Raw genomic sequence first — 26,516 nt, forward strand, 5'->3', positions numbered from 1 at the left:
AGGGATTCAGCTAAAATTGAATGTGTGGTGTGTAATCCATGCTGAGGAAGGCCTCCAAGGGCTATCCAATGACTTGGCAGGTGGCGTACTGGTGGAGCGACTACGCTACACATCACCATCATGACCTCAGTACTTCCTCAGCTAGCAGCTGAATCTTCGCTAGTTGAAAACTGGCAGCATCTTGTCCTAAATATCTGATCATATTCATGTCGTCTGGCGTCAAGGCGGTTAGCTGTGCCCAGTTGCTGCCGCGTTTCATGCAGTAAAGATCCCGTTTAGACAAATAGGCATTAGTAGAGTGATTTGCGGCATAACATGCGCTTTTTTCCTTAGCAGATAGTGACACCAAGGGATAAGGAGTTGGTGCTTTAGCAGGCTGTGACAATTGAGGCGTTAAATTGGCACTAAGGGCGGTAATTTCTGTAACACCATCTAAACCTGGACGATTGACTAACGCCGCACTGTGAAGGGCCGATGGACTACCGCTATTTTTGTCATAAGGAAATACCGCAGAAAGGTATCGATACTCGCCTGAGGCCAAAAACTCCAGGGCGCGCTTTGTCCAGTGCGGCTTAACCCACAGTCCAGATCCCTCACGCCACTCGATATCTTTAAACCATCCAGCAGCTGGAGCCGGGTGCCCATTCTGCTGACTCAGTAGCGTTTGGTGCTCATAATCAATCACGAGTTCAGTTTGTGTCTGGTGGACCTTTGCAATGATCTGTTTTGCTGCTGCTTCATCCAAATACCAATACCCTGAGAGCGTATCAAATGGGCGTCCATCAACGGCTTTAAAATGACCATCAGGCAATAAACGTTGCCACCCGTTTTGGACCTTACCGCCCTGCATATTGATGGCTGTAATACCTGAGTCTTTATGCTTTGGCGTGCTTCGAAGGGCAGTCATTATTTCCGCGAGGGTGGATGTTCGTGTCATGGTAGTGGCCTCGTGAAAGGGGTTGATGGGCATACTGGCGTTAGCCCATCAACGGCTCGTTATGGCAATTGTGCGATTAGTTCATTCAGCATCGACTCTCGAAGCTCTTCACTTCGCTCATAGGCCATCGCTCTCCCGTACTTTTCTTCTACTGGCTGTCTAAATAATCGACCACCCCAACCTTCTTTTTCACCGTCTAATGCTGCAAGCAACATTTCCATTTGGAGGAAAACTGCTTCAGGTATTTCAAACTGCGCCTTAAGCTCTTCACGCTTAATTCGCCATACTTCCCTTAAGGCAGCTTCCCTTGAGGTATTGAGTAGGTTACGCTTTGTTTGGAAGTTAGCTAGGCGTGATTCCAAATTGTCCTTCAACTGAATTAAGTCTTTTTCAGACTGTTCTGCTGAGTTTAATGCAGCTCTCGCCGTTAGAACTTCCTCTGGTGTAACTGCTGCACGAAGCTGGGACGTAGCCATCTGCTTACTGCCTTGCGCAACGCTCAATGAATTAAGCGCATTCGGCAGTAATACCGTGCGCATATTGTTGTTTTCATCCTCTGCTGCTTGTAATGCAGCACGCGCATCAACAAAGGCTTGAACTGCTTCTAAAATGGTCATGTGGTGAGCTCCTTAAATACGGTCAATGATTAAAGTTGATTGATGACTTTTTCAGCCAAAATAGCCAATTTGTTGGAGTGGAAGGCATCGGCTTCCACACCCATGGCATTCATCACATTTAGCTCTTGAGCTGAAAGTGATGCCAGGGATTCAAATGTTTTGCCTTGTGATGCTGCATACTTTGCTCGCTTCTCCAAGTACTGCTGTTCAGTCATTCCGAAACGGTAGGCAACTTTTCGTTCTTCTGGGGTGATAGTGTTAGTCATGGTTTTTTCCTTGGGTGAGTGGTTTTAAGGGGTGTTTGAAATTGGTTTGCTTTGCGATGTAGCCGTCATAGTTTGAGCTGGCTTCTTGCTTGTCACGGGCTTCTTTTTGTCGTTTTCTCTCCTCTCTGCAAATTCGATAAACATGGACCAAGCTGATATTGAAATGCCTTGCGGCAGCATCTGGATTACCATTGCGCATGAACTTCATCACATTGAGTGCGAGTATTCGCACGTCAATTGAGCTGCATCTAGGAAGGTAGTAAACATTCTTCAGGCTTGAATTAATCTTTCCATGGAGTAGTGCTTCGATGAATAGATACTTGTCAGATTCTGACAGGTTGAGCGGCTTGATAATCTCACCTAATTCAGTCATGAGCCGGATGGTGTGTTTGGGCCACTTTTGCTGATAGCTTTTTTCCTCAGCCGGATCATGTGCTTCCTGCATAAAATGCAACACCTGATCAATTGAACCGGTGTTGATTCCGTATAGATGCCTTTGTTTTAGCGCTAAGTCCTGATCAACTAAATACAAGTCATACCAGCGCTTTTGCTTAAAAAAGCTTTTTTCATTAGTCACACTAGGAAGACAGTGGCTAAAGCAACCTTGCTTAGATGAAAGTAGGTAGAGGGCAGGACGTGCATACATTTTGAGATCGGGGCGGTCAATAAGTACTGAATCCACTATCTCGAATAAGCGCCTTATACTTTTAGGCCAGTTATCTTGATCCATTAGAATGTCTTTCACATCACCTTCTAACAGGGATAGAATTGATTCTTCTGACATGAGTATCTCCAGCACCAAAGTTATTTAACCGAAGTTAAACACTAGACATGCAGATTCCTGTTTAACGCGTGTTAATAGGATTAATGGAGGGGCACTTCTATGATGTAACTGTGTGAATGCGGTAGAGCCCCTTCGAGAGCCGGTCAAATGCAAAAAGCCTCGTGTATCTTTCAATACCGAGGCTTTTTTTATATCTGCATACCTGAAAATTAAATCTGTGACGCCGACTGCCTTCCTGAACCTAAATAAACCGCGTTAACCCCCCGTTAGATTCAATAAATCACCTTTGAGCACACATTGACTCACTTAAAGCTGAAATGCCCTCTAGCGGCCTTACAGAGCCTTTGGGCCAGCTGGCAGATTTTAGGCTGACTTCAATCCGCTCTAAAAGAGTGCGCTGATGATTTGCCAGTTCCTGACATAACCACAGGCCCAGCTCTAAATGATCGTCCACATCAGCGCTTGGAGTACGTGCCTCTTTGTACTCACTCATCATATTTGTCACTGCTTCAACAGCGTGTGCTGATTTGCTGGCCGCCCAGACCAGATTAGTCATTTCGGTTTCCATATCTGTGTGCACTTTACTCATCGTTGCTCTTCCCATGTCTGAAGCCTCAAAAATGCGGCGGGTCTCAAAGGTGTTTAATGATCTCGCCAGACACGCGATCATCGCCAAAACCTGCTGCCACGTTGAACGCCTTTGTGACCAGGTTGTTGATTGCCAGCGGGTAGAGGTCACTGACCACTTGCCCGTTATCTTTCCGTCTCAAGCGCAGCCGTATCTCATCAAAAGCACCAGGCTCCATCAGCGCATTCACATCAGCCCCCACACGCTTGAACTTGTGCTTCAGGTAACTTTCCAGGTCAGCATCCAATGACCGCAGGTCAACGGTAATGCAACGACGGATCAGCTCACGTGCCTGGCTGTTACGGTGCTCCTGGAGCTTCAGGCCCAGCTCGGTCTGGCCGATCAGGACAATGCCCAGCAGCTTGGTAAAGCCGTCCTCAAGCTCCCAAAAGCGCTTCAGGTAGCGCAGGGTAGGAATGGTCAGGTCATGTGCCTCTTCTATCACCATGACGTGCTTCTGACCAGAGCGTGAGGCATCACGCAGCAAGCGCTCAACCTGTCGCGCCTTAGCTTCCATAGACCGCTTGGGTGTCTCATCACTGACATCAGCAATAATCGCTTCACACAGCCCAGCCGCTGTGACGCGGGATTTATCAATAATGGTCGGCATGATCACAGAGACCTTCCCATCACGGCGCAACTCATCCATCAGCAGCCGCCGCATGGTGGTTTTACCTGCACCGGAATCTGCCACAACAGCAACAATGCCTTGTGCTTGGGCAGCTTGGCGCATAGAGCCCAGCACGTAGCGGTACTCTTGGGTCATGTACACATCCTCAGGGCTGCGTACATCATCACTGAAAGGATCACGAAAAAGGTGGAAGTGTTTTAGCGTTTCTTGTGTTAGCATTTCAATTTCCTTGTGTGTTAGTTCAAGGGGCCGGTAGATGGCGGTCTCCGGCAGGTAAGTGGCACCCCCTGGTGTCACTTACCAACCTCTGCACTGATGGGCTCATCAGTCATTCCAAACAGCTGAACCATCTCCCCAGTAAACTCCATCAAACACTCTTCAGGCATACCGTCTGGAAAGCGCCGCTTAAATTCACGGGTCAGCTGTTTAAACTCTTCACTCCCTGGCAAAAGGCCAATTGTGTCGCGAATCATCGGGACAGCCTTCACGTAGGGGAGCCTGATCTCTAGGGCTCTTGTGGGTTGAAGCACCCCCAATGCTTGGCCCTTGCGCCGCATAAAGGCAGGCACCACAGCGGCATTAACATCAGCAAAGGGATCTACCTGACCATCAAAGGCGGGTTTACGGGCCTTGCGGGCTTCTTTAACAGCCTGATCTGTTTCAACGCCATAAGCTTCACGGTTCATCTGCTTTCTAAGCTCATCCACTGGCGTATCACGTACCGCTGCATAGTTCTGCCCAAAGACTGGCGCATCCACTTCAAATCCGGCAGCATCACGCTCAATCGGCTCTAACTCATAGTGAATTTTTTGGCCGTCCAGGTTCTCATGGATCACTGTGACATTCGGTGCCTGGTAAGGGTTGTAAGTCACCTGGACCTTGTCGCCGATGCACACATCAGGGATGCAGCGTACTGAATAGGTATGTGATCCAATGCCAGCAATTGCGTAGGAGATCGTTAGATCACCAGCCACAATACGACTGACCGGACGGGCCTTCTGCAAGAGGGACAGGCAAAGCTCACGAGGCGGGCAGATCCGCAGCTGCTCAGTACGGATGGTCTGCCACATGCCATAACGTGTATGCCCATGGCGGCGGTGCAACTGCGTGCCGTTATACATTTGCGCCCACTGCTGAGCCTTCTCGTTCAGCTCTTCAATGGTGTCAATGCGGCGCATAGATAGGCGGCTTTCAAACTCACACTCCACCAGGTTGTGTGTGCGCTCAACCTGACCTTTGGCGCGGGGTGAACCAACTTCATGAGCGTGATGCTTGACCTGAAGGCGGTCCAACATCCCTTTAACCAGGTGCGACTGGTTAGCCGTGCCAGCATCCCAGACCAGCATAAACGGAACGCCCTGAACAGGGTCATCATCACGCTGACTGAAGGCATTCAGCAGGAACTGAACCAGCGTCTCTGAGTTCTCACCAGGGGTGTTGAAGTACTCGACATAGAAGGCGCTGCTGTAGTGATCGGTTATCAGGTAACGCAACACGCGATCATTCTTGATGCGGTAGACGTTCTCCAGCTTGTTCTTGTAGAACTCATCACGTGGCATCACCTTCAAGCCTTCCGACTTCGGCAGGTAGTAGAGTACGCACACCGACACATCGAACTGCCAGACATGATTAGGGTGCAGACTACGCACCTGCTTATGAGGCTTGGGTTTGTTCATCTGCTCTGGATGGACGCGGTGCCGACGCATCTCCCGTGAAACGGTGCTTTCAGATACACCCGCACCAATCAGTCCGTTGGCGCTGGCAATCTGAATCGCCTGCTTCAGGCTCATCAGCTGCTTGCCGTTGTCACGGCTGGCCTGCATGATCAGATTGCTGATCTGAATACACTCATCACGATTCACGCTTGACTGCCCACGGTCACAGCGCTCCTTGCGCGACTTACTAAAACCGAGGTCTTTCAAGCGATCCCTGATCCAGTGTTCTGAGTAGTTGAGCGCACTGGCCGCTTGGCTGATCAGCTCACCGCGCTGGCCGTGCCCAGCTGTTTCCAGCTGTGCGCCGACACTCAGCAGGTACTGCATGGTGTGGGCTTCCAGTTGCATCACATCACTTCTCCTTCTAACACCCTGTCAAAAGTGGAAAGGTCTGCAACGGGAAGGCCTAACAGCTGCTCAGGCAGAAGGTCGTACTGACGCCCCAGGAGTAATGCGTGCCGGAAGACCCCGCGCAACTCAGCGTACAGCGTTTCTTCAAGGTGCTCTCCAGCGTCATCCAGTTCCATGACCCTCTCGACAACACCTGCCAGCTCATTGAGCGTGGAAATGCTGGACAGCGACTTATCCAGGAGGTTTGCCTTCAGCAGCTCATCACGCTCAGCACGCTTCTGTGAGGCCTGATCAGGTGTTAGATCACGGCGCAGCTCACGCTCCAGCTCATTGATCTTACGTTCCTTATCCTCCAGTAGGCGCTGATCCACTTGGCGATCCGCTTCAAGGTTGTGCACCTGATCCGCAAGCGATTTCTTTTCCTCGGCAAGCTGCTCTTTTTCTTTGGCATGACGGGCTGCTATGTCGTCGATAAGCTCTAGCAAAGCCGTCTTATCTTCTTTCTCAGCGGCTTCTTTGACTTCAAGGATCAAGCCTTCAGGTGACTTGCGTAAAAGTCGCAGCTGATTGCGATCAACGCCCATTTGTCTGAGGCCATCGAGCGCCTCACCAAAGAGATCAAAATCTTGTATAGCTTCATACATGGTAGTTACAGAACAGCCCAAACCATACTTACAGTAGTCGGCAAAACTGTTCGCCTCGCGCGTAATTCCAAACTCATCTGTAACAAGAATATGCCGATATAGCTTGCTTTCCTTGATTTCTTTGGCTGCTTTTATTTCGCTGGCGCGAAGAAATTTACCCATTCCACGTATAAATTTGAGCCTGCCGTGAAGCTCATGAGAAAGCGCCAAAGCAAGGTGTACCTCAGGGTCAATTACAAAACGACTATTCAGCTTAGTCATTAGCATTTCAGCTTCAACCTCAAGGCTGTTCTTTTCAACCTGATGCTTATGCTGTAGCAACTGCGCATCAACAGAGGTCATCAAGCTTTTTTCGTTTCTACTCTTCATGTCACTCTCCATTCGATTTTATTAGCTGGTCAATAAATTCACGTACTTCTGGCGGCTCAATTTTCGCTATGTCTGACCATTTCAGCTGATCAATCCCCGCATTCTCGAAGTAGCCCAGAGCCTCTAAGTGATTCTCCAGCGCCTCCCCTTTAAGAGGGCCATACGATTGCTTGGCTCCAGCTGCCAGGGTTAAGGCAAAAACTTGCTCGTGGCTCAACTGAATTTTTTCAAGCATCGAAGGGTATGGCTTCAGTCGCAGCAATCGCTCCCCTTGATGAAGAAGGTAAATATTAGGGACCGGCATATCGTCATTCACATCTAACTCAATCTTTTTCATCACGCAGTACCTCACCTGTTAAATTAAAGTATTCCCGCTCCATCTGATGCACTCGGTTCAGCGCATGGCGCTTGTACTGAATGCTGAAATCCAATGCTTTGGCTGATACAGCCCAAAGGCTTTTCCCTGGTGCGCCCCCTTTGACGACCCACTGATAGGACTCTAGCACCAACATCGCACGGCGTACTGCCTGATAATCCAGGTCTAAGTGCTCAGCAACATCCTTGATGCTGCGAGGCTCAAAGCCCAAGGCACGCATGGCATCCAGCACCTCAAGCACAAGCACCTTGTCTTTCTGCTCAGCGGCCATTGTCTAACACCTCCCCAGTGACACGGTGAAACTCATCCTTCAGCGTTTGCTGCTTGGTCAGCTGTTGCTGCTTGTATTGGAAGGCCACACGAATGAGCCATTTTCCAGGCATCCAAAGAATCTGATTGCTCCCTTTGCGGCGGTAGGGCTGCACCCAACCATGCTGTTCAAGGGCTTCCAAAGCTCTGCGAACAGGCTGGTACTTAACGCCCAGAGCATCAGCGATCTCTTCCATGGTGATACCGTCAACACCGATCGTCAGAATGGTGTTCATCACATCAATTACGCGGTGTCTGCCGCTTGCATCTGTTGTCATTTCGCCCACCTCCTGCTTCTGTATTGCTTGCTATGCACATAGCGCTGGAGTGCTGAACGACTTGGCGCACGCTCATCTCCAAACTGCTCTACACACTGCATTCTTAACTGCTCCAGGGTTTTCATTCCCCGCTGTTCAAGGATGAACGCCTCAAGATCAGGGTCCATCTCGATATTGGATACACGGCCACGGTAGGCTAGAACTGATGGCATTTGGTGAGGGTCATCGACCACACCCTCGGCACCTTTCACAATATCAGTGAGCTGGTGTGTCAAAATTTCCACAACATCGACTATGGACAGCCCCTCGATAGCCGCTTGAACTGCCTTGATAGCCTGGGCCTTCTTTGCACGAAATGGCGCTACATTTGGCATGGTGCTGCCTCCTGTCCATCAATGCCCGCGTAGATGCGGTTATAAGTATCGCGGCGCTTGTGTATCAGGCTTCGCAGCTCGCCTACTGTCAGCTCATCGACTGTTTTTCCTGTCTCTTCCACCAGCCGTGCCAGGCCAGCGAACCAGTGCCCGTTGGTCTCGTAGATCGCCCCGATCTCATAGCTCACATCGTTTAACGCCTGCTCAGTGGGTGTGATTTGATAGTTCATGACGTAACCTCCAGTTCCAGGCTAGGTTGCATGTGCTCCTCAAGGTTTTTGCGGTGCCAGGCCACGTCCTCCAGTAGGCCAGTCAGGGCCGCAAGGGCTTCATTGGCACTGTCCTGACGTTCGTAGAAGGCAACAAGCAGGCTCACCGCTCCAGCAAATGAGGCTTGCAGCTCGTTCAAATCGGTAGAGGTCACGCGCTTTCCAGTAGGAATGTCGATCAGCATCTTGTTAGCAGAGTGGCCGATGTAGCGCGTTACCAGGTCAATACCGCAAGCCGCCTCGAATGGACGAATCAGGATTGCTGGCATACGGCCACTTTCAAGCCATTTGTAGAGCACCCATTTGTTAGCCAGCCCCATCAGATCGGCGATCCTATCCACCGAACGATTATGCTTTTCACGAGCAAACTCCATGCTCAGCTCCATCGACTGGCGCAATGAGCAGGGGCTGACCCTTTTCCAATTTCGACGTGCCATTTGAAATACCTCCTGCCTTAGCAGCCCCAATAAAAGAACTCGACTGCCCCTGTGGTGACAGGCTGTTTAGCGCTAGAGTGAGTTACAGAATCAATTGAAGAGAGTGACGCCATGCCAGATTCATTAATGATACGTGATCTTAATAGCCGTGCTTTTGGACCGTCCCAGCTACCTATAAGGCACTGGCGAGCATTAGCTGGATTAATATCGTTTCTGTTGCACCAAGCATTCAATGTTGTTTCAGCTGCAACAAATGCGACGCGAACATCAAGGTATAGTTTCTTTCCTGGCCCTAAGTGTTCCATGAGACCTCCTCAGGCTACGCTCTGGCTGCTTAAAGCAGCGGGTATCTTTGCATCTTTCAATATGCGGTCGCGAAGCTCCTTTCCTTTAGGTCCACCCCACATGCCAATTAGGCAGGCTTTAGCATTGGTTGGATGCACATCGTTTTCCTTACACCATGTGCTTAGGTTAGATCCTTGCAGAATAAATCCAGCTCTAACACGGTTATAAAGATCTGAGCTAGGCTCCGTATCGCAATGATTCATGGTATATTCCTTCTATTAATCTAATGAATTAATCAACACACGGTTTATAAGATAAACTATAGGTTTATAAAGGTCAACTGAAAGAAATGGATATTGATGAAATTTTCGACCGCCTCTGCGGACTCACTAATGCAAAAAATGATGCAGCGCTTGCCAAAGAGCTAGGCGTTACTCCTCAGGCAATAGCTAACTCAAGGAAAAGGGGAACAATTCCCTTTGAAAAAATTTGTGTTTATGCGGAAGATAAAGGCTTTTCACTAGACTACGTTCTGCTTGGAAAGGCTGATAAGAATACAAATGGTGAAATTGATGATGACTTAAAGGAAGAGGTTATTCAGGCACTCAGGACTAGATTAAAAGCTTATTTCCGAAGCCCTCAATCCGCCCCAGCGATTGATGCTTTTTCATCGGTGTATAACCAGGTCTGCCACCTGCCTAACGGGCCAGGCAGGTCTGAGAGCATCAGAAAGTCTATAGGGTGGTTGATTGTCTCTATCAATCAAACCGTAATAGATACTATTGAAAATTCACCTGATGAGAATTTCTCGCAAGATGTGCGCGATACAACAAAGAAAGGACTTCAATCAGGAATTGCCAGCATAAAAGATAAATACGGGCTCAGTGATAGTGAGGTTGATAGATCAGTCAACCAAAACTTCAATGCGGAAGTAGGCCAAGTGGGCGGTGGCGACATCCACAACTACAGCAAAAAGGACAAATGAGGCGCCAATGACAGATCAAGTTTTCAATGGATCGGTAGGCCAAGTGGCAGCTGGTGACATTCATAATCATGGTCGTGGCGGTTTTGGCGATATGGATGTTGATCAGCTCAAGCAACAACGAAAGCATTTTAAAGCCCTTCTGCGTCAAGCCCAGGCACGAGTTATTTTCAATATTCCCAATGCCTGCTTCCTCTTGGGCATGCTGGGTCTTATTTATTTAGCGCTTGAAATGATGGGAACACTGCTGAGCGGTAACTTTGGCAGTACAGACACACAGCCAGCAGCCTGGCTATTTTTTGGCGGCATTATTGCAGTGGTAGGTTTGCCCCTCTATTTTGTGACCAAGACAAGGTAGCGCGAAGGGGCTATAATTAGTGACTGTCTAAATCAACTCCGGTTGATCGACATAGAACTGAATCGGCGGGGTAAACCTTAGAATCAGTTACCTTGAAGGTCTATAGCTTCAGGAAGAGCGCCCAAAGAACCTTCAGGTGGGTTGGACGGCCTGACGACCAACCCTTTTTTTCGCTTGCAAGGGCATCCAAATTTAGCCTTTTCAAAGTGTCAAAGCTTTTACATTTTCACACTCATGAATTCCAGTGAATTCCTATCTACTCCCACAAATATCGTGCAGCAGCCTCTTAAATATCGTGTGTCCTCATAATATCAATTGTATTGATATGTGTGCCCATATTTATGCCTATTGTACGAAGCTTTGGCATTGATCCTGTATGGTTTGCTATTATGATGATGGTTGTCATCCAAACCTCTTATCTAACGCCGCCTATGGCACCCTCAATCTTTTATTTAAAATCGATTGCGCCAAAAGATATGACCTACGGGCAAATGTGTAGAGGTGTGATACCCTTTGTGATCATACAGTTTATTGTATTATTTATCGTAGCGGCCTTCCCACTTGTAGCAACATGGTTACCCAGCCAACTCACAACAAAATTTTAGTGCCAAGCGGCGACTGAAGGCATCGCCAGATGCCTTCAGTCACTCTTTACTGCCGCTCTTTACTGCCACTCTCCATTGACCAGGCGTCTGATCATATCGGGGTTATCCTGTTGTAATTCACTCGGCAACAGTGAATCAGCAAAGTCCTGATAACACACGGGTCGTAAAAACCGCTGAATAGCGGCACTGCCAACCGATGTACTGCGCAAATCAGAGGTAGAGGGATAAGGCCCACCATGTACCATCGCATGGCAGACTTCAACCCCTGTAGGCCATCCATTCAACAACAGACGACCTGCACGTCGCTCAAGTGTCGGCAGCAATGCCTGTACAGATGGATGGTCCTGCTCTTCAGCATGCAGCGTCAGTGTAAGTTGCCCTTCCGCCTGCTCAATAATCGCCTGCATCTCATCCACACCATCACATTCAACAATTAGCGACACGGCCCCAAACACCTCGGCATGCAAGGCCGGTGTCTGCATATACCGGCTTGCCGTAACCCTATACACCACAACCTGGCATCGATTAGGCGCCTCACTGCCAAGCCCCACAGCCAATCTATCCGCAACAGTATCTAACGTGGTGAGGCCATCTCGATAAGCATTGTAGATTGCAGGACTCAACATCGTCTGCGCTTCAGTAGTGGCCACTTTTTTCCTCACCAAGGTTGCAAACTGGTTTAATGCCTCCCCCTTAATCGCCAGAATCAAGCCTGGGTTGGTACAGAACTGCCCTGCCCCAAGTGTTAAGGAGGATACAAATCCATCCGCTAAACGCTCTGCATGCTGCTGTAGTGCATTTGGCAGTAACAGCACTGGATTAATACTACTCATTTCGGCATACACAGGGATGGGTTGCGGCCTTGCTTGTGCTGCAGATAGCAACGCCAGCCCGCCCTGTCGCGAACCGGTAAAACCCACCGCCTGAATTTTTGCATGGGTCACCAACGCCTGTCCCAGCTCATTTGACGAGGCGAACAGCAATGAGAATACCCCCTCAGGCATAGCGCAAATTACCACAGCCTGTTGAATAGCCCGTCCAACCAACTCGGATGTGCCAGGATGCGAAGGATGAGCCTTGACGATGACAGGACAACCGGCTGCCAATGCAGACGCTGTGTCCCCACCTGCCACACTAAACGCCAAGGGAAAATTACTGGCGCCAAACACAGCCACAGGCCCAAGGCCTATCTGGCGCATTCGAAGATCAGATCGAGGTAACGGAGACCGTTCGGGCAGTGCTGTGTCGATACGTAGATCCTGCCCGCCGCCTGAACGGACCACCGAAGCAAACAAGCGTAATTGAGCGCAGGTTCTGGCACGCTCACCTTCCAGACGAGGCGCTGGCAAACCTGTTTCGAGCTTTGCCCGTTCAATCAATGCAGACCCCAGCGCTTCGATCTGTTCAGCGATACATTCCAGAAAAGTGGCACGCGCCTGGCGACTTACTTGCCGGTAAGGATCAAATGCCTCCGCAGCCAAGCAACAGGCTTTGTCCATCTCATCCAGGCTGATATCCGCATAGTCGGGAAGTAAAGCCTCACCGGTAGCTGGATTTACCCCACGGATAATTCGACCTTGCCCTGAAACTGTTTCATTGCCAATCAAAGAGTTACCTAACAACTCCATAGCACATCTCCCCAAATTCAACATGAATTCATTGTAGTAAGATAACTTTAACATGTCGACACGTTGCCGACATGTTGACTTATTTGCGTTCAAGTATATATCATGTCGACAAGTGTCCCAAGAGCGCCGATTTCACTAAGCGATATACAACAACAAAACGAGGACAAAACCATGCTTAAAAAACTCCTGGCTGCCTGTGCAGCACTGACAATTACCGCTAGCAGCTTAGCGACAGCTGATACGCTGGATGAGGTGGTTAATCGAGGCACGCTACGATGTGCCGTGGTTCTGGATTTCCCGCCTATTGGCTTCTGGAACGAGAATAATGAACCCGCCGGATTTGATGTGGAGTACTGCAAAGATCTGGCAGCTTCACTGAATGTCGAAGTAGAACTGATACCGGCCACTTGGTCAGAACGACTTCCTTTGATTGTGACCAACCGTGCTGATGTAGTCATTGGTTCAACATCTGACTCACTTGAACGAGCTCAAACCGTTGGTTTTACCATCCCCTATGCCGTATTTGTCTCACAAGCCATCATTCATAAAGACAGTGGTATAGAAACCTTTGAAGACCTGCGTGGTAAAGCGGTTGCAGCCGGCCTGGGAACAGTGCAAGAGCAGTGGTATGAAGCCTATAAAGAGGAATGGGGTTCTGATTGGAAATATCAGGGTTATCAATCTGAAAACGAGGTTTTCCTGGCTGTACAGCAAGGCAAGGTAGCGGCAGGGATGACCGGTAATATTGTGGCTGGGCCTATTTCTCAACAGTACAGCAATATTGAATTGGGCCCGATTTTGCCCTTTACCGCTGACTATGTGTCCATGGCCGCGCCACGTAAGGATATATCCTGGCTGAACTATCTCAACCTGTTTATTCATCAGCAAGTACGTACGGGCCGTTATCAAGCACTTTGGGAAGAGTTTGTTGGCAGTGAAGCCCCCGATCTGACTATTCCCGGCGTGTACTACTAAGGCGTTCAATCGTCTGGAAAGACCTAGCGCTTGGGCGATACGTCTTTCCAGGCTAGCGCCTTCTTTGAGAAAACAGGACCTCATCATGGATTACAATTTTCATTGGCAACCCGTACTGAGACGACTACCCGACTTGCTGTTCGCGGCGCTTGATACCATTCAGGTTGCTGTTCTAGCAATCATTCTTGGTATTCTACTGGGGCTATTGCTCGCGGTTATTAAAATGAACGTGACGGGCAAGCTTCGTCCACTCAAATGGCTTGCATCCAGTTGGATAGAGCTGGCCAGAAATACCCCGGTACTGCTGCAACTGTTTTTCTTCGGATTTGGATTGGGCGCCTTGGGTATCCACCTGTCACCCTTCATGATTGTACTGACAGCGCTGACATTTAACTGCGCTGGCTACCTGGCCGAAAATTTCAGAGGAGGGTTGCAAGCCATACCCGAAACACAGTTTCGCGCCGCCCGCAGCCTGGGTATGAGTGCACCCAAAGCTTACTACTACGTTCTTTTTCCCCAAGTGCTGCGCAATGTCTGGCACCCGCTGACCAATCAAATTGTCTGGGCAGTATTGATGAGCTCATTGGGTATGTTGGTCGGTTATCAGGAGCTGGCTGGATCGGCACAGTACTTTGCCTCCAGAACCTATCGTATCTTTGAATACTTTGCCGTTGTCGCGCTGATTTACTTCATCATCGTCAAGCTCATTTTAGCCCTGTCACGACTGGTCGCCTGGCGTATCTTTCGTGGGCAAGGAGGCGTCTGATGGAAATGTTTTCGGCATTACGTCCCAATGACTTTTGGTTTCTGGCTGAAGCCGCAGGCAAGACACTATGGATATCGGCTCTGGCCATCGGATTTGGTACGCTGTTTGGCATTATCTTCGGCTGGTTGCTTTCCGTCAGTGGACGACTGGGTTCCATGACACTTGGGGCTTTCCTGGACATATTTCGCTCTGTCCCATTGATAATTCAATTGGTACTTTTCTATAACTTTTTTCCGATAATCGGCATACCGCTGGACCCATTCAGTGCTGGGACCATCGTACTTTCAGTCTATACCCTGGCACTAGTGTCTAACGTGGTTAGATCTGGCATAGAGTCTGTTGGCAGCAATTTGCGCCAAGCCGCGCGAAGCCTCGGCATGTCCTATTGGCAGGATATGCGCTACATCGTCTGGCCTGTTGGGCTGCGTGCGGTTTTTCCTGCTTGGGTAGGGGTGGCGTTAAGTGTACTGAAAGACTCAGCGCTGGTATCCGTGCTCGGCTATGTCGAACTGCTACGTGCATCGCAAATCCTTATTACGCGTACTCAAGAACCGCTCATTATTTTGGGAATAGCCTGTGCCTTCTATTTTGCCTTGTCTTATCCCATTGCCAAAGCGGCCACAATGCTTGAAAAACGGTGGTAACAATGATCGAAATTACCAATTTACATAAGAAATATGGAGAGCTAGAGGTTCTCAAAGGGATTGACCTGACGGTACAACGGGGTGAAGTGCTTTCCGTCATTGGCGCCTCAGGATCGGGAAAATCGACGCTCCTCTATTGTATTAATGGCCTGGAGAGCATCCATCAAGGTCAAATTAGAATTGATGGCGTTGAGGTGCATAACGCCAAAACAGATCTGAATAAGCTGCGGCAAAAACTGGGTATGGTGTTCCAGCAATGGAATAGTTTTCCCCACCTCACCGCCCTGGAAAATGTCGCCCTGGCGCCTCGCATCGTTAAAGGAAAGCGTAAAGCTGAAGCGATCAAGCAAGCCACAGAGCAGCTTAAACACGTTGGGCTGGCAGATAAAATTAATAGTTATCCATCCGCACTATCGGGTGGTCAACAACAGCGTTTAGCCATTGCCAGAGCCTTGGCAATGGAACCCGAAGTCATGCTGTTCGATGAAGCCACCTCGGCCCTTGATCCAGAACTGGTTGGCGAAGTTTTGGACACCATGCGCATGCTGGCCTCGGAGGGCATGACCATGATTTGTGTTACTCATGAGATGGGATTTGCTCGCGATGTTTCCGATCGCGTGGCCTTTTTTCATCAGGGCATCATGGAAGAAATAGGCCCACCCGAACAACTATTCAAAAACCCTAAATCAGTACATACCAGCACTTTTCTGTCGAAAGTGCGTTAATCACTATAAGGAGTGATGCAATGGATACAACAATTTATGACGGCTGCATTCCAGCACTAATGACCCCTTGCGATGTGTCAGGAACCCCTGACTTCGACGCACTGGTGCGTGTAGGTCAAGAGCTTATCTCAGCGGGCATGTCTGGAGTCGTCTATTGTGGTTCAATGGGTGATTGGCCGCTGTTGACTGATGCCCAGCGTCAGGAGGGTGTGGCTCGATTAGTAGAGGGTGGTGTTCCGGTGATCGTAGGCACTGGCGCTATTAATACCCAAAGCGCAGTATCTCACGCGGCACACGCTGCAAAAGTAGGCGCACAAGGATTAATGGTGATTCCACGCGTGCTGTCACGTGGCACATCCATCGCCGCTCAGAAGGCGCACTTTAAAGCCATTCTGAAAGCCGCCCCCCTCACTCCGTCTGTTATTTACAACAGCCCCTATTACGGCTTTGCCACCCGCGCCGAGCTGTTTTTCGAGTTGCGCGAGCAGCACTCTAATCTGATAGGTTTCAAAGAATTTGGCGGTGCAAAAGATCTCACCTACGCGGCTGAAAACATCACCAACCAGGATGACCAGGTATCGCTAATGGTCGGGGTCGACACCACGGTTTATCATGGTTTTGTTAACTGCGGTGCACGTGGGGCAATTACCGGTATAGGTAACGCCTTACCTAAAGAAGTGCTGCACTTGATTGATCTATGCAAAAAAGCCGCTGTCGGTGATGCCACCGCTAGACGCCTGGCAAAAGAACTCGACAGTGCACTGCAGGTGCTGTCATCCTTCGATGAAGGGACCGACCTGGTACTCTTCTACAAACGCCTGATGGTCCTGCAAGGCTATAGCGAGTTTGAACACCACTTTATCGCCTCTGACAAACTCTCGGCGAGTCAGAATAAACATCTGGAAAAGCAACTGACACTGTTCCAGAATTGGTACGCTGATTGGGTTAAGCAAATCTAGGAGAATACAGGATGCGAGTGATCGATACGCACACTGAAGGTGAGCCCACACGCGTCATTTTAGAAGGCGGTCCAGAGCTTGGACAAGGCACCGTTGCGCAGCTCGCGCAACGGTTGGCCGTTCAACATCCTGACTTTTACACCGCCACGCTGCTTGAGCCGCGTGGGCATGACGCCATGGTGGGTGCCCTGTTGGTACCCACAAGTCTCGAAGACTGCTGTACAGGGGTAATTTTTTACAATCCAGTTGGCAATCTCGGCATGTGTGGTCATGCAACACTGGGAACAGCGGTTGCCCTGGCTCATACAGGACAACTCCAGCCGGGAACTCACCGTTTTGAAACTCCGGTTGGTGTAGTTGAAGTTGAACTGCATGGGCCAAACACAGCCTCGGTGAGAAACATTGAGAGTTACCGCTATAAAAAGAGTGTGTCTCTCTCTGTACCTGAAGTCGGCGATATCAGCGGTGATATCGCCTGGGGCGGGAACTGGTTTTTTCTGGTTAAAGAGTCTCCGCTACCACTCGAGTTTGACCGTATTGATGACTTAACACGTGTAGCCCTGCGGATCAAAAATGCGTTAAAGCAGCAAGGCATCACCGGCAAGGATGGCGCAGAAATTGACCATGTCGAGCTGTTTGGTCCAGCACAAGCCGCCAATGCCAACAGCCGCAATTTTGTACTTTGTCCTGGAGGAGCCTATGACCGCTCACCTTGTGGCACGGGCTGTTCGGCCAAACTGGCCTGTCTCGCGGCTGATGCGTTGCTGGCGCCAGAAACAGTTTGGATTCAAGAAAGCATTATCAGCAGCACCTACACCCTAAGCTATATTCCTGGTGATCAGGGCGGCATTATTCCGACTATTACCGGCACGGCCTATGTAACGGCGTTGAATGAACTGATTTTTCATGCAGAAGACCCCTATCGTTGTGGTATAACGGCTGTATAAGCAAGGAGACAACATGACGAAACACGATGCAGATATCATTGTTATAGGTGCCGGTGTGATTGGACTGAGCTGTGCTCTGGCACTGCAACGCGCAGGTCTTCAGGTACGCGTGCTTGAGCGCACGGGGGTCGCTGCAGAAACCAGCCAGGGTAATGCGGGCGCATTTGCGTTTACCGAAGTGGAGCCTCTGGCAACCCCAGGCATTATGCGCAAAGCCCCTCGCTGGCTGCTCGATCCACTAGGCCCCCTCTCCCTGCCGCTAGGGTACGCCGTGCAATTTGCCCCATGGATGCTGCGCTTCTGGCGTGCCAGCTGGCGTGATCGTTATGAACAATCAACCCGAGCGCAAACATCATTAATGCAGCTATCCAAGCAGTGTCTGGAAGAACTGATCACCTCAATACAGGCTGAAGAGATGATTCAGCGTGAGGGGCAGCTGCAGCTCTACGAAGGGGAAGCGGACTTTAATGCCAATCGGGAAAGTCTGAAACTGAAACAGGCACAGGGTATTGAAGTAGACCTGCTTACCGGACCAGACGCCATTGCCGCTATTCAGCCTGGTCTATCGGAACGCTTCACCCATGCGGCCTACACACCCGCCTGGATGAACGTATGCAATCCAGCCACCTGGGTTGAACGGCTGGCCCAGCATTTTCAGGAAGCAGGTGGCGAGATCGTCATTACCCATGTCAGCGCCATACAACCTGGGTCAGATAGCGTCACACTGATCACTGACCAAGGCAGCCAAACGGCTGGCAAAGTCATTCTAGCCTGTGGTGCCTGGTCGAAATCCCTGGCGCAGAGCATCGGTGATCGTTTACCACTGGATACAGAACGCGGTTACAACACCACCCTTCCTGCAGGTGCATTTGAGCTTAAAACTCACCTGACATTTCCCGCGCATGGCTTTGTCGTCTCACGTATTGACGGGGGGGTGCGTGTCGGTGGTGCTGTTGAATTTGGCGGTTTGCGACGACCACCCAATTATAAGCGGGCACAAATGCTGCTAAATAAAGCTAAGCGCTTTTTGCCTGAATTAAACACCGCCGGGGGTGTTCAGTGGATGGGCTTCAGACCGTCTATGCCCGACAGCCTGCCGGTCATCAGCCAAGCCAGCCAGACTGACCGGGTAATTTACTGTTTTGGCCATGGCCACCTGGGCCTGACTCAGTCGGCAGGCTCTGCACAACTGGTCAAGGATTTGGTATTGGGTGAAGCCTCAGCCATTGACCGAACACCCTTTAGTGCCAAGCGGTTTCACTAGTTTGCAGTTCCACTAAAGCATCCAGACAGGACGGGCAGGATATTGTGCTTGCATATCAAAGCACAATATCCTGTCTTTTATCTTCAGAGATGTAGCGCTGAATCTGCAACACTATCTGGTCAGCATGCTCTTTGGCCAGCTTATCGGCTAGTTCAACATCGCGGTTACGGATAGCTTTGATCTGATCTTCATGCTGATCAGAATACTCGCGTGGCAGTTGGTCATTAAACGAGGTGTAGTAAAGTCGCAACAGCCGCCGCCCTTCGTCCAGCAGGCGCACAAATAAATCCCGGTAATACTTATTACCACCAGCTTCAGCGATGGCCACATGAAATTCACGATTTACGATGATCATTTTTAACGCATCGCCACTTTCCGCCGCATCGGCATACTGCGCCTGTAACGCTGCCAAAATATCCCAATCCGCTTCGGTAGCATTTTCAGCCGCCAGGCGGGTATTCACTCGATACATAAGTGTTAAAGCATCGAAGTAGGATGACAAGCTGAGCAAGTCGATATGTGACACAACGGTTGAACGGTTAGTCAGGGTAACAACCAGACCATCGGCAGACAGCTTTAGCAACGCTTCTCGAATCGGTGTACGTGACATCTGAAAGCGCTCGGAAAGCTGCTTTTCTTCCAGCGGTGTACCTGGAGCCAGTGTCAGATCAATGATTTCATTGCGAAGTTTTTCATACACTGTTGAAACCCCAGAGCCACGACGGCGCTCGGCTAGTTTTTCAGTGTCTGGTTGTGAAGACAAGGCGTTTCTCCTGCATTAAATCATTCTAGAATACAGCTCAACACTGAGCCAATAGAATGCTAACGTGAACAACGCAACTTGTCGACACATTGTTTTTTTATTTACCTGCTAGAGAGTATGACTCCCAATGGGTTGATTTCAGTGCCTGAACGCCTGAATATGCAACCGCCAGGTTTTCCAGAACTGCTGGTAAGCTTCATCACTAAGCTGATTATCTTGTGTCTGCTGTTGCGACGCGTAGTTCATCAGTACCATTTCCATAAAGGTGCTGTAATCCAGTGCAATAGCACCCGCTTCATCTGTTTGAGTCTGATCGCCCCAGCGATTAGTAAACCAGGCATTCCAGTCATCTGAGCCAGGCGTGTACATATTCAACGGGGTACTAATCGGTGGCTTGGCCGGATAAAAATAGGTCAGCATTTTATCGCTGTTGGGCAGATAGGCCACAGTGCCATGGCAGCTCATGCAAGACGAGCTTCGCAGCGACTTCACTAATTTGCCATCAACATACACATCGTTTTTGACCGCGATATCAAACGGGCCCGATAACCGCCCGCCATAGCCAAGCGTCACGGTGGCATAATCCGGAGCTTCAGGATTGACATAGGTTTGCTGTAACGGCTGCTCTGGATGCAAGGCTGAATTGACATCCGGGTCCAGCCCCCACATGGCACCCAAGGGTACCATCCGGTCCCAGGCATCATCACCCAAGGCATCCCGATCGTATACCAGTGTGGAGAAAACCCATCCAGTATCGGGTGCAGCCACACTGTCTTTGACAATAATATCGAAGATCGCCACACGCACATCGGTCACTACCGGTGGCTGATCATGAATGGTACCCTGCTGATTGAAGGGCCGACGGTAGATCTGCCAGGCAGCCGCCCCCTCCAATACCGGCCACTCATCGGGTGTGGCTGTAGCCGCCGCCGCTTTGATAATCACTGAACCTTCCGGGAACTGCGCCTCACCAGCCATCAGACTGGGCGAGCAACTGGCCGTCACCGCATCACAGTCTTGCCATACCCGTCCTAACGCATAGGCAGCTGTCTGGTTGTAATAGATGGCGGCATGGTTGCGCACGTCCACGGTCAAGCCAGAGTCGGCATAGACTGAAGCCGCCTGAATCTGGCCGGTATAGGTACCATAAATGGCATCTCGACCTTCCCAGCCAGTCACAGGTATATCCTCTCCGGCCCAGAGCATACTGTACCAGCCTGTTTGCGGATGCTGATTCCACACCTCGGGTTGAGTCACAAAGATACGCATGGGGTCTTCGACAAACTGCTTCAATGCCAGCACATAGTCATGCGCCTTGGCTTTATTCAGCGGCATGCCATCCAACACCTCGCGCCAAGGCATCTCCAGGGGTTCCTGAATTTTGTCGGGGTATTGGTAGTCAAACCGAAACAGTGGACCATCATATTCCGAGGCATCAGGGATGTTGCCATCATTCACGGCAAAAGGGTTGACCTCGGCCGCCAACGGCAGACTTAGCGTAGCAATCAAAACAGCAGGAAGTATCTGTTTACGGCAGACTAGCGACATGGTTTATCTCCTAATACCTTGGCAAGCGTTTATATCCAAAAGGGATTCAGTCATCAGCAGTAAAAACACAGGTACGATTTTTACCCGCACTTTTAGCCAGATACAGGGCCTTGTCTGCCCGAAGAATCAACTGATCCGTATCCAGCTCCAGACCCACATTCAGCCCAATACTCATGGTGACCCGAGAGGCCACCGAAGACACCTCATGCGCCAGATCACGCTGCTTAAGGGCCTGGTGAATCTGTTCAGCAATGTGCAGAGCGCCTTCATGGTCAGTGGCCGATAAAATCACTGCAAACTCTTCACCACCATAGCGTGCGACCAGATCCCCAGGCCGTTTAACCACTGAGGTAAAGCATTCGGCCACCGCAATCAAGCATTCGTCTCCGGCCTGATGCCCATAATGGTCGTTGTAGGCCTTGAATTCATCCAGATCACAGATCAGCAATGCAAAGGGTAATTCATGCCGCTTGCAATAGAGGTATTGCTGCTGCAAAACCTGGTTGAAATGCCGACGGTTACTCAATCCGGTCAGCCCATCGGTGGTAGCCAATATTTGCAGCTGTTGATTGGCGTTCTGCAGTTTTTGCTCAGCCAGTTTACGTTCATCATTTTCTTCGGTCAGTCGCTGGTTCAGGTGACAAATGGTATCGTACTGATTCTGCAACTCCTGCTTCTGCCGTTCGATATCCTGGGTGCGCTCCCCCACCTTCTGTTCCAGCTTTTGATAAACCAGCGCATTTTCAATCGAAATAGCAATTTGCCCGCCAAGATAACGCAACAAGGCAAACCGGTCCTGGGTGAACACCCCGGCTGCACTGTCGTTTTCCAGGTAAACAATTCCTTTTACCTGCCCTTGAATCATCAAAGGCACGCAAAGGACTGACAGCACCTGATAACGGGCAAAGTAGGGGTCATTAGCAAACACAGCATAGTGGCAGGCATCATCTAATAAAATCGGTTCATGTGAGGCGATCACATAATTAATTACCCGCAGTGGTAGATCGGCTGTCTGATCATAGGCTTGATTCTGCATCACCTGGATTTCAGCACGTTCCACTGAAGATTCGGCCTGAATCAAATACTGCTGGTCCTCCTGCAGTATTAGTACACAACGCCGTGCCAGGGTATTTTCCTGCAAAATAGTCATCAGGGTTTCCAGTAATCGAGGTAAGCGGCGTTCCTGGCTGATCACTTCCACGGCCTGGGCGAGACTGTCGAGATCGAATTGACCGGCCTGCCTGACAACACTGAGGCGTCCTGTCTGAGGGTATCGGCTATCCACTCCCCATTTTTCGGCCAACTGCCGCTTTTCCAGTTGATGACACTGGGCGGCCAAGAGTTGAGCTTGACTGGTATACAGCTGTTCAGTCAGTTGATGTCCAATCACCTGTAGGTTCAGATGGCCGTAAAATTCAGCTGTTTTACAGGCTTCCTGATAACACCCAAGCGCCTTGCCAAAACGTCCGGCAAGGCGATACAGCTCACCCTGAAGCAATTGCGCTCTATCCAGAAAATTGTCAGGACACTGTTTGGCCCAGCGATGCAATTGCCGTGCATAACGTTTAATTCGAAAATGATTCCGGTGCATTTTCAGCCCGTCATGGGATCGGAGCGTTTGTGCCAGAATCAACGCATGCACAAAGCAATGCTCAGCCGCATGCAACATGCCCTGGCTGTCTTTCATGTACCCCTGACTGGTGACGGCAACCGCTGCTGCTTCATCATAATAGCCTTGATAATAGAGCACCCACATTTTATTGATGTAGTACAAATGGGCAAAATGACGTGAGCCATACTGACTCAATTTATCCAGATAAGCGCTTTCATCAAAGCCCTCATGACTAAACACCGGCAGGGATGGTGAAGGATGGCGCAGATTGAGTAACACCTGGCGAATCCCTACCAACACTTGATCATGCTCAAGTGCACCGATGCGTTGCAAGGTTGCCTGGAAATAATCACACTGCTGCAACACTTGCTCCAGCGGTTGCCCCCGCATTAACTGACTCTGCAGAATTCCCGTCGCTGCACAACCTGCATGAAACCAGTCCCCTACTTTAAGTCCTTGTTCAAAGGCCCGCTGCCAGTAACGTTCGGTATCACTGGCCGGATGTAGCCAGGAATGCGCAAAGTAACCATACACAAACGGCACTTCAGCACTCTGCATTTGGTTGTTGAAACGCTCAAGCATAGCCAGCGACAAACGACCATATTTACACCCGACTTCGGCAAGACCACGCACACCACCCAGGAAGATCACGCCGAACACCATATAGCCCACCACGGCTTCTCGGGTATTACCGTAGCGTAAGCACAAACGCACTTGCTTGGCAGCCAAAGCCACACAGAGCTCGGGACGTATCTGATAGGCCGCTTTTTGCATGGCTGACAACAATAAAATCTGATCACGAATACGTGCATCGCTGGCCTCGGGTAAGGCCAATAATGCCTCTGTCGTGGAGCCACGCAGTTTGCGTTTGAGGTGCAGGTAATCGGCTGCAAAATTTACTGGATTAAAGCCAGCCGGTACACTGAAATCGAGGTGACACAAGGCTTTCCTGCCTGTGTCAAACGCCTGCTGAAACTCTCCATAATCGGTATGTAATTTAATCAGCAATTCATAGATTCGGGTACGCTGTCGCGCATCAGTACTGGCTTGTAGCGCCTGCTGATAATAGCTTAATGCTGTCAACTGTTGACCACAAAGGTGCTCACATTCAGCACGCTCTTTAAAAACTTCAGCACGAAGTTGTGGATCAGTTTGTTGCGGCAACAAGAGTTTCATCGCCAGAATGACGTACCCCAGTGCCAGATGAAAATCACCATTGCTCTTGGCAACCTCGGTGGCACGCAGATTCAGCCGACCAATCTGGTCCAGCAGTTGTATATCAGTAATCTGTTCCAGGGCCGCATTGAAGTGATACACACACTCCAGCAACCGAGATTCGACTGCATCACTGCCCGCCAGACACTGAGCAATAGAGAGGTGCACCTGTCGAAGGGATGGCTTGTCCATCAGGCCATAGGCGGCCTGCTGTATGCGATCATGAGGAAAAGCATACTCCCCTTCGGGGGCTTGACGCATCAACCAACCACCGGCCTGCGCGTGTACCAGCGCCCGTTCAACGGCCAGATCGGGCAGCAGTCGCTTCAATAGGTCGCTATCGAAGCGGTTACCGATACAGGCGGCTGTTTTCAACACCTGCTGCGTCTCATTCGACAAAAATGCCAGACGCTTTGCCAATAACTGCACAACATTTTCACTAGCTGGTATATCAGCCTGCTGCTGCAAGTCCAGCTTCCAGATCAACTCTGTAGGATCGAACCAAAGTACCCGGTGCAGTTGGCACTGACGCAGATACTCCGCCATATAAAATGGGTTGCCATGGGTCTTTGCAACAATGGTAACGGCCAACACGTCGGCGGCGTCGCTCGACAGTTTAAGGCGCTGCTGCAACAGATCACCGATCACCTGGGCACTGAGTGGCTCCAGTCTGATATCCTGCTGTAGTGTTTGCCGCCCCTGAAGCCGCTCCAGAAAACCGCCGAGCATGCTGGTCATATTATCAACATCATCTCTGAATGCCAGGATAACAACGACTGAATGCTGCTCATGCTGTATGGTTTCCAACCACTCCAATGTGGCCGTATCAGCCCACTGACAATCATCCAGAAATATACATAAGGGATGGTCAATACTTGCCAGGGTTTGCACAAAACGACTCAACAAACGATAAAGGCGTACTTTGGCATCAGCCGCAGGCAGCGTCACCACCGCCGGAGGCTGACCTATGAACAAGGCCAACTCGGGCATAGCCTCTACCAGAATACCGGCATCTTTCTCCAGAACCAGGCGAAAGGTATCACCCCAGCGTTGCACCTGCTCAGACGATTCAGACAGCAGCTGACATAACAGTTGTCGTAATGCCGCGAACAACCCTTCAAACGGACTGTTGGAGGCGTACTGGTCATATTTAACCTGGACAAAATGGTATTGATCGGCCACAGACTGCTGTGCGGCATAAACCAGACTGGATTTGCCGATACCCGATACACCCCGTACCAGGACCGTCGCCATAGGCTGGCCCACGGCTTGACGCAGCGTGGTGACTAACAACTGCAGTGACACTTCCCGACCATATTGCTCACCCTGACTGAACAGCCGACTGACATCACTCAGATGATCAATTTCGAAATCCGCTAGTGGTGCTCCACGCTCCGACATTTCAACGCAGATTCGCAAGTCTACGGCTACGGCCTCCAGGGTCTGATAACGCTGACGCCGATCAGTTGCCAGCATTTTATCCAGTATGCGCACCAAAACCGGTGCGACATCAGGACGCTGCCTTTGCAGGTTCGCCTGAATCTGCTGTCCAGGCGTTGATAACGCCTCGGTTTGCCTATCGGCAGGAGGCTGCCCGGTCAACATCAGATAGAACAAAGCACCTAAGGCGTATATATCACTGCGATCATCCACCAGAACACCTGAACGAGGATGCTGTTCTGGTGCCTGATAAGGGCTATTGAGCAACGTCAGATCACTCTGAAATTGATTCTCTGATTCACGCCGCCAGACCTGCCCAAGTCCAAGAATCCGAAAATCAACCAGATCGGTACTTAGCAGAATATGTTCAGGGGATAATCGGGTATGTATAAATCCGGCATCATGAATAGACTGGATCGCCTCAACCAGCGCCACAGCCAAGCGTATAAATTGATGTTCAGATAAAGGATTGTCTGCCAGAAAAAGATCCAGCGGCAGGCCTTCAAAATACTCCCGCAGTAGCACAGTAGTATCATTCCAGGTAGTTATTCCTTTTACAGAGATCAGCTTTTCATGCTGGAACTGCTGCAGACGATCGCACTCATTGCGCAGCATATCAGCATGAGATACCCCCGGTACCACGAGTTTACTGCGCTTTATCACAACAGGCTCAGAGGATAGCATCGCTAACCAGAGCTCTGACCTGGTCGTTTCCTGCAGCAAGGTTATATCACTAAGATCATTCGCAGATAAGTACCGTTCCATTTACTCTATGCTTAATGTAAAGAGATCAATTAGAGGCTCATTAGGATCAG

29 protein-coding genes are annotated in these 26,516 nt (G+C 50.1%); 10 read left to right on the forward strand and 19 right to left on the reverse strand.

Annotated elements, in window-relative coordinates; translation table 11 throughout:
* Positions 1–118: 118 nt before the first annotated feature.
* The 15 genes from ACN0R1_RS07625 to ACN0R1_RS07695 form a co-directional block, all read right to left on the reverse strand.
* A complete protein-coding gene (locus ACN0R1_RS07625; RefSeq protein ID WP_417581516.1) occupies positions 119–937 on the reverse strand; it encodes a phage protease in 819 nt (272 codons plus the stop codon).
* Between the two features lie 59 nt (positions 938–996).
* The gene (locus ACN0R1_RS07630; RefSeq protein ID WP_417581518.1) at positions 997–1,554 is read right to left on the reverse strand and encodes a hypothetical protein; all 558 of its coding nucleotides are present in this window, start codon (positions 1,552–1,554) and stop codon (positions 997–999) included.
* Positions 1,555–1,583: 29 nt separating this feature from the next.
* Positions 1,584–1,820 (reverse strand): hypothetical protein, encoded by a 237-nt coding sequence (locus ACN0R1_RS07635; protein ID WP_417581520.1) that lies wholly within the window; start codon positions 1,818–1,820, stop codon positions 1,584–1,586.
* Positions 1,813–2,604, reverse strand: coding sequence for a hypothetical protein (locus ACN0R1_RS07640; RefSeq protein WP_417581522.1), 792 nt, complete (start codon positions 2,602–2,604; stop codon positions 1,813–1,815). Before ACN0R1_RS07640 ends, ACN0R1_RS07635 begins: the two co-directional genes overlap by 8 nt.
* Before the next feature lie 280 nt (positions 2,605–2,884).
* On the reverse strand, positions 2,885–3,193 hold the full coding sequence (locus ACN0R1_RS07645; protein ID WP_417581524.1) for a hypothetical protein: 309 nt from the start codon (positions 3,191–3,193) through the stop codon (positions 2,885–2,887).
* Positions 3,194–3,236: 43 nt separating this feature from the next.
* On the reverse strand, positions 3,237–4,082 hold the full coding sequence (locus tag ACN0R1_RS07650; protein ID WP_417581526.1) for an ExeA family protein: 846 nt from the start codon (positions 4,080–4,082) through the stop codon (positions 3,237–3,239).
* Positions 4,083–4,156: 74 nt separating this feature from the next.
* Entirely contained in the window at positions 4,157–5,926 is a 1,770-nt protein-coding gene (locus ACN0R1_RS07655; protein WP_417581528.1) for a transposase, read from the reverse strand.
* Positions 5,926–6,942 carry a hypothetical protein gene (locus ACN0R1_RS07660; RefSeq protein ID WP_417581530.1) on the reverse strand — a complete coding sequence of 339 codons (1,017 nt, stop codon included), beginning with the start codon at positions 6,940–6,942 and terminating at the stop codon, positions 5,926–5,928. Before ACN0R1_RS07660 ends, ACN0R1_RS07655 begins: the two co-directional genes overlap by 1 nt.
* 1 nt (position 6,943) lies before the next feature.
* A complete protein-coding gene (locus ACN0R1_RS07665; protein WP_417581532.1) occupies positions 6,944–7,279 on the reverse strand; it encodes a hypothetical protein in 336 nt (111 codons plus the stop codon).
* Complete coding sequence (locus tag ACN0R1_RS07670) at positions 7,266–7,589, reverse strand: hypothetical protein (protein ID WP_417581534.1); 324 nt, start codon at positions 7,587–7,589, stop codon at positions 7,266–7,268. Before ACN0R1_RS07670 ends, ACN0R1_RS07665 begins: the two co-directional genes overlap by 14 nt.
* The gene (locus tag ACN0R1_RS07675; protein ID WP_417581536.1) at positions 7,579–7,905 is read right to left on the reverse strand and encodes a GntR family transcriptional regulator; all 327 of its coding nucleotides are present in this window, start codon (positions 7,903–7,905) and stop codon (positions 7,579–7,581) included. The genes ACN0R1_RS07670 and ACN0R1_RS07675 overlap by 11 nt, the downstream gene beginning before the upstream one ends.
* On the reverse strand, positions 7,902–8,279 hold the full coding sequence (locus ACN0R1_RS07680; protein ID WP_417581538.1) for a hypothetical protein: 378 nt from the start codon (positions 8,277–8,279) through the stop codon (positions 7,902–7,904). The genes ACN0R1_RS07675 and ACN0R1_RS07680 overlap by 4 nt, the downstream gene beginning before the upstream one ends.
* Entirely contained in the window at positions 8,267–8,509 is a 243-nt protein-coding gene (locus tag ACN0R1_RS07685; RefSeq protein WP_417581540.1) for a hypothetical protein, read from the reverse strand. The genes ACN0R1_RS07680 and ACN0R1_RS07685 overlap by 13 nt, the downstream gene beginning before the upstream one ends.
* On the reverse strand, positions 8,506–8,985 hold the full coding sequence (locus tag ACN0R1_RS07690; RefSeq protein WP_417581542.1) for a hypothetical protein: 480 nt from the start codon (positions 8,983–8,985) through the stop codon (positions 8,506–8,508). Before ACN0R1_RS07690 ends, ACN0R1_RS07685 begins: the two co-directional genes overlap by 4 nt.
* Before the next feature lie 17 nt (positions 8,986–9,002).
* Entirely contained in the window at positions 9,003–9,290 is a 288-nt protein-coding gene (locus ACN0R1_RS07695; RefSeq protein ID WP_417581544.1) for a hypothetical protein, read from the reverse strand.
* Positions 9,291–9,619: 329 nt separating this feature from the next.
* Here ACN0R1_RS07695 and ACN0R1_RS07700 point away from each other — a divergent pair, with 329 nt between their 5' ends.
* The 3 genes from ACN0R1_RS07700 (at position 9,620) to ACN0R1_RS07710 (ending at position 11,215) form a co-directional block, all read left to right on the forward strand.
* On the forward strand, positions 9,620–10,255 hold the full coding sequence (locus ACN0R1_RS07700) for a helix-turn-helix domain-containing protein (RefSeq protein ID WP_417581546.1): 636 nt from the start codon (positions 9,620–9,622) through the stop codon (positions 10,253–10,255).
* A 7-nt stretch (positions 10,256–10,262) separates the two neighbouring features.
* Entirely contained in the window at positions 10,263–10,610 is a 348-nt protein-coding gene (locus ACN0R1_RS07705; RefSeq protein WP_417581548.1) for a hypothetical protein, read from the forward strand.
* Positions 10,611–10,924: 314 nt separating this feature from the next.
* Positions 10,925–11,215, forward strand: coding sequence for a TRAP transporter large permease subunit (locus tag ACN0R1_RS07710; RefSeq protein WP_417581598.1), 291 nt, complete (start codon positions 10,925–10,927; stop codon positions 11,213–11,215).
* Positions 11,216–11,274: 59 nt separating this feature from the next.
* Here ACN0R1_RS07710 and ACN0R1_RS07715 read toward each other — a convergent pair whose 3' ends face one another.
* Positions 11,275–12,843, reverse strand: coding sequence for an aldehyde dehydrogenase (NADP(+)) (locus ACN0R1_RS07715; RefSeq protein ID WP_417581550.1), 1,569 nt, complete (start codon positions 12,841–12,843; stop codon positions 11,275–11,277).
* A 171-nt stretch (positions 12,844–13,014) separates the two neighbouring features.
* Here ACN0R1_RS07715 and ACN0R1_RS07720 point away from each other — a divergent pair, with 171 nt between their 5' ends.
* The 7 genes from ACN0R1_RS07720 (at position 13,015) to ACN0R1_RS07750 (ending at position 19,123) form a co-directional block, all read left to right on the forward strand.
* Positions 13,015–13,818: a transporter substrate-binding domain-containing protein gene (locus tag ACN0R1_RS07720; protein ID WP_417581552.1), complete on the forward strand. Its 804-nt coding sequence runs from the start codon at positions 13,015–13,017 to the stop codon at positions 13,816–13,818.
* Positions 13,819–13,903: 85 nt separating this feature from the next.
* Complete coding sequence (locus ACN0R1_RS07725; RefSeq protein ID WP_417581554.1) at positions 13,904–14,584, forward strand: amino acid ABC transporter permease; 681 nt, start codon at positions 13,904–13,906, stop codon at positions 14,582–14,584.
* Positions 14,584–15,228 (forward strand): amino acid ABC transporter permease, encoded by a 645-nt coding sequence (locus ACN0R1_RS07730; protein ID WP_417581556.1) that lies wholly within the window; start codon positions 14,584–14,586, stop codon positions 15,226–15,228. Before ACN0R1_RS07725 ends, ACN0R1_RS07730 begins: the two co-directional genes overlap by 1 nt.
* 2 nt (positions 15,229–15,230) lie before the next feature.
* Positions 15,231–15,953: an amino acid ABC transporter ATP-binding protein gene (locus ACN0R1_RS07735; RefSeq protein ID WP_417581558.1), complete on the forward strand. Its 723-nt coding sequence runs from the start codon at positions 15,231–15,233 to the stop codon at positions 15,951–15,953.
* Between the two features lie 20 nt (positions 15,954–15,973).
* On the forward strand, positions 15,974–16,912 hold the full coding sequence (locus ACN0R1_RS07740) for a dihydrodipicolinate synthase family protein (RefSeq protein WP_417581560.1): 939 nt from the start codon (positions 15,974–15,976) through the stop codon (positions 16,910–16,912).
* An 11-nt stretch (positions 16,913–16,923) separates the two neighbouring features.
* Positions 16,924–17,859, forward strand: coding sequence for a proline racemase family protein (locus ACN0R1_RS07745; RefSeq protein WP_417581562.1), 936 nt, complete (start codon positions 16,924–16,926; stop codon positions 17,857–17,859).
* A gap of 13 nt (positions 17,860–17,872) precedes the next feature.
* Positions 17,873–19,123 (forward strand): NAD(P)/FAD-dependent oxidoreductase, encoded by a 1,251-nt coding sequence (locus ACN0R1_RS07750; protein WP_417581564.1) that lies wholly within the window; start codon positions 17,873–17,875, stop codon positions 19,121–19,123.
* A 55-nt stretch (positions 19,124–19,178) separates the two neighbouring features.
* Here the strand turns inward: ACN0R1_RS07750 and ACN0R1_RS07755 are convergent, their stop codons facing one another.
* The 3 genes from ACN0R1_RS07755 to ACN0R1_RS07765 all read right to left on the reverse strand — a co-directional run bounded on the left by ACN0R1_RS07755 (position 19,179) and on the right by ACN0R1_RS07765 (position 26,466).
* Positions 19,179–19,886, reverse strand: a complete 708-nt coding sequence (locus ACN0R1_RS07755) for a GntR family transcriptional regulator (protein WP_417581566.1) — start codon at positions 19,884–19,886, stop codon at positions 19,179–19,181.
* Positions 19,887–20,024: 138 nt separating this feature from the next.
* A complete protein-coding gene (locus ACN0R1_RS07760) occupies positions 20,025–21,434 on the reverse strand; it encodes a hypothetical protein (RefSeq protein ID WP_417581568.1) in 1,410 nt (469 codons plus the stop codon).
* Between the two features lie 46 nt (positions 21,435–21,480).
* Positions 21,481–26,466 (reverse strand): diguanylate cyclase, encoded by a 4,986-nt coding sequence (locus tag ACN0R1_RS07765; protein WP_417581570.1) that lies wholly within the window; start codon positions 26,464–26,466, stop codon positions 21,481–21,483.
* Positions 26,467–26,516 lie beyond the last annotated feature (50 nt).

Source organism: Nitrincola sp. (genome assembly GCF_048264025.1).
GTDB lineage: Bacteria > Pseudomonadota > Gammaproteobacteria > Pseudomonadales > Balneatricaceae > Nitrincola.

Coding starts and splice junctions, on each gene's coding strand:
- ACN0R1_RS07740 (WP_417581560.1), top strand. CDS start 15,974: ATGGATACAACAATTTATGACGGCTGCATTCCAGCACTAATGACCCCT.
- ACN0R1_RS07640 (WP_417581522.1), bottom strand. CDS start 2,604: ATGTCAGAAGAATCAATTCTATCCCTGTTAGAAGGTGATGTGAAAGAC.
- ACN0R1_RS07660 (WP_417581530.1), bottom strand. CDS start 6,942: ATGAAGAGTAGAAACGAAAAAAGCTTGATGACCTCTGTTGATGCGCAG.
- ACN0R1_RS07665 (WP_417581532.1), bottom strand. CDS start 7,279: ATGAAAAAGATTGAGTTAGATGTGAATGACGATATGCCGGTCCCTAAT.
- ACN0R1_RS07765 (WP_417581570.1), bottom strand. CDS start 26,466: ATGGAACGGTACTTATCTGCGAATGATCTTAGTGATATAACCTTGCTG.
- ACN0R1_RS07650 (WP_417581526.1), bottom strand. CDS start 4,082: ATGCTAACACAAGAAACGCTAAAACACTTCCACCTTTTTCGTGATCCT.
- ACN0R1_RS07700 (WP_417581546.1), top strand. CDS start 9,620: ATGGATATTGATGAAATTTTCGACCGCCTCTGCGGACTCACTAATGCA.
- ACN0R1_RS07685 (WP_417581540.1), bottom strand. CDS start 8,509: ATGAACTATCAAATCACACCCACTGAGCAGGCGTTAAACGATGTGAGC.
- ACN0R1_RS07705 (WP_417581548.1), top strand. CDS start 10,263: ATGACAGATCAAGTTTTCAATGGATCGGTAGGCCAAGTGGCAGCTGGT.
- ACN0R1_RS07760 (WP_417581568.1), bottom strand. CDS start 21,434: ATGTCGCTAGTCTGCCGTAAACAGATACTTCCTGCTGTTTTGATTGCT.
- ACN0R1_RS07670 (WP_417581534.1), bottom strand. CDS start 7,589: ATGGCCGCTGAGCAGAAAGACAAGGTGCTTGTGCTTGAGGTGCTGGAT.
- ACN0R1_RS07720 (WP_417581552.1), top strand. CDS start 13,015: ATGCTTAAAAAACTCCTGGCTGCCTGTGCAGCACTGACAATTACCGCT.
- ACN0R1_RS07625 (WP_417581516.1), bottom strand. CDS start 937: ATGACACGAACATCCACCCTCGCGGAAATAATGACTGCCCTTCGAAGC.
- ACN0R1_RS07655 (WP_417581528.1), bottom strand. CDS start 5,926: ATGCAACTGGAAGCCCACACCATGCAGTACCTGCTGAGTGTCGGCGCA.
- ACN0R1_RS07730 (WP_417581556.1), top strand. CDS start 14,584: ATGGAAATGTTTTCGGCATTACGTCCCAATGACTTTTGGTTTCTGGCT.
- ACN0R1_RS07725 (WP_417581554.1), top strand. CDS start 13,904: ATGGATTACAATTTTCATTGGCAACCCGTACTGAGACGACTACCCGAC.
- ACN0R1_RS07735 (WP_417581558.1), top strand. CDS start 15,231: ATGATCGAAATTACCAATTTACATAAGAAATATGGAGAGCTAGAGGTT.
- ACN0R1_RS07675 (WP_417581536.1), bottom strand. CDS start 7,905: ATGACAACAGATGCAAGCGGCAGACACCGCGTAATTGATGTGATGAAC.
- ACN0R1_RS07695 (WP_417581544.1), bottom strand. CDS start 9,290: ATGGAACACTTAGGGCCAGGAAAGAAACTATACCTTGATGTTCGCGTC.
- ACN0R1_RS07690 (WP_417581542.1), bottom strand. CDS start 8,985: ATGGCACGTCGAAATTGGAAAAGGGTCAGCCCCTGCTCATTGCGCCAG.
- ACN0R1_RS07745 (WP_417581562.1), top strand. CDS start 16,924: ATGCGAGTGATCGATACGCACACTGAAGGTGAGCCCACACGCGTCATT.
- ACN0R1_RS07715 (WP_417581550.1), bottom strand. CDS start 12,843: ATGGAGTTGTTAGGTAACTCTTTGATTGGCAATGAAACAGTTTCAGGG.
- ACN0R1_RS07680 (WP_417581538.1), bottom strand. CDS start 8,279: ATGCCAAATGTAGCGCCATTTCGTGCAAAGAAGGCCCAGGCTATCAAG.
- ACN0R1_RS07750 (WP_417581564.1), top strand. CDS start 17,873: ATGACGAAACACGATGCAGATATCATTGTTATAGGTGCCGGTGTGATT.
- ACN0R1_RS07635 (WP_417581520.1), bottom strand. CDS start 1,820: ATGACTAACACTATCACCCCAGAAGAACGAAAAGTTGCCTACCGTTTC.
- ACN0R1_RS07630 (WP_417581518.1), bottom strand. CDS start 1,554: ATGACCATTTTAGAAGCAGTTCAAGCCTTTGTTGATGCGCGTGCTGCA.
- ACN0R1_RS07645 (WP_417581524.1), bottom strand. CDS start 3,193: ATGAGTAAAGTGCACACAGATATGGAAACCGAAATGACTAATCTGGTC.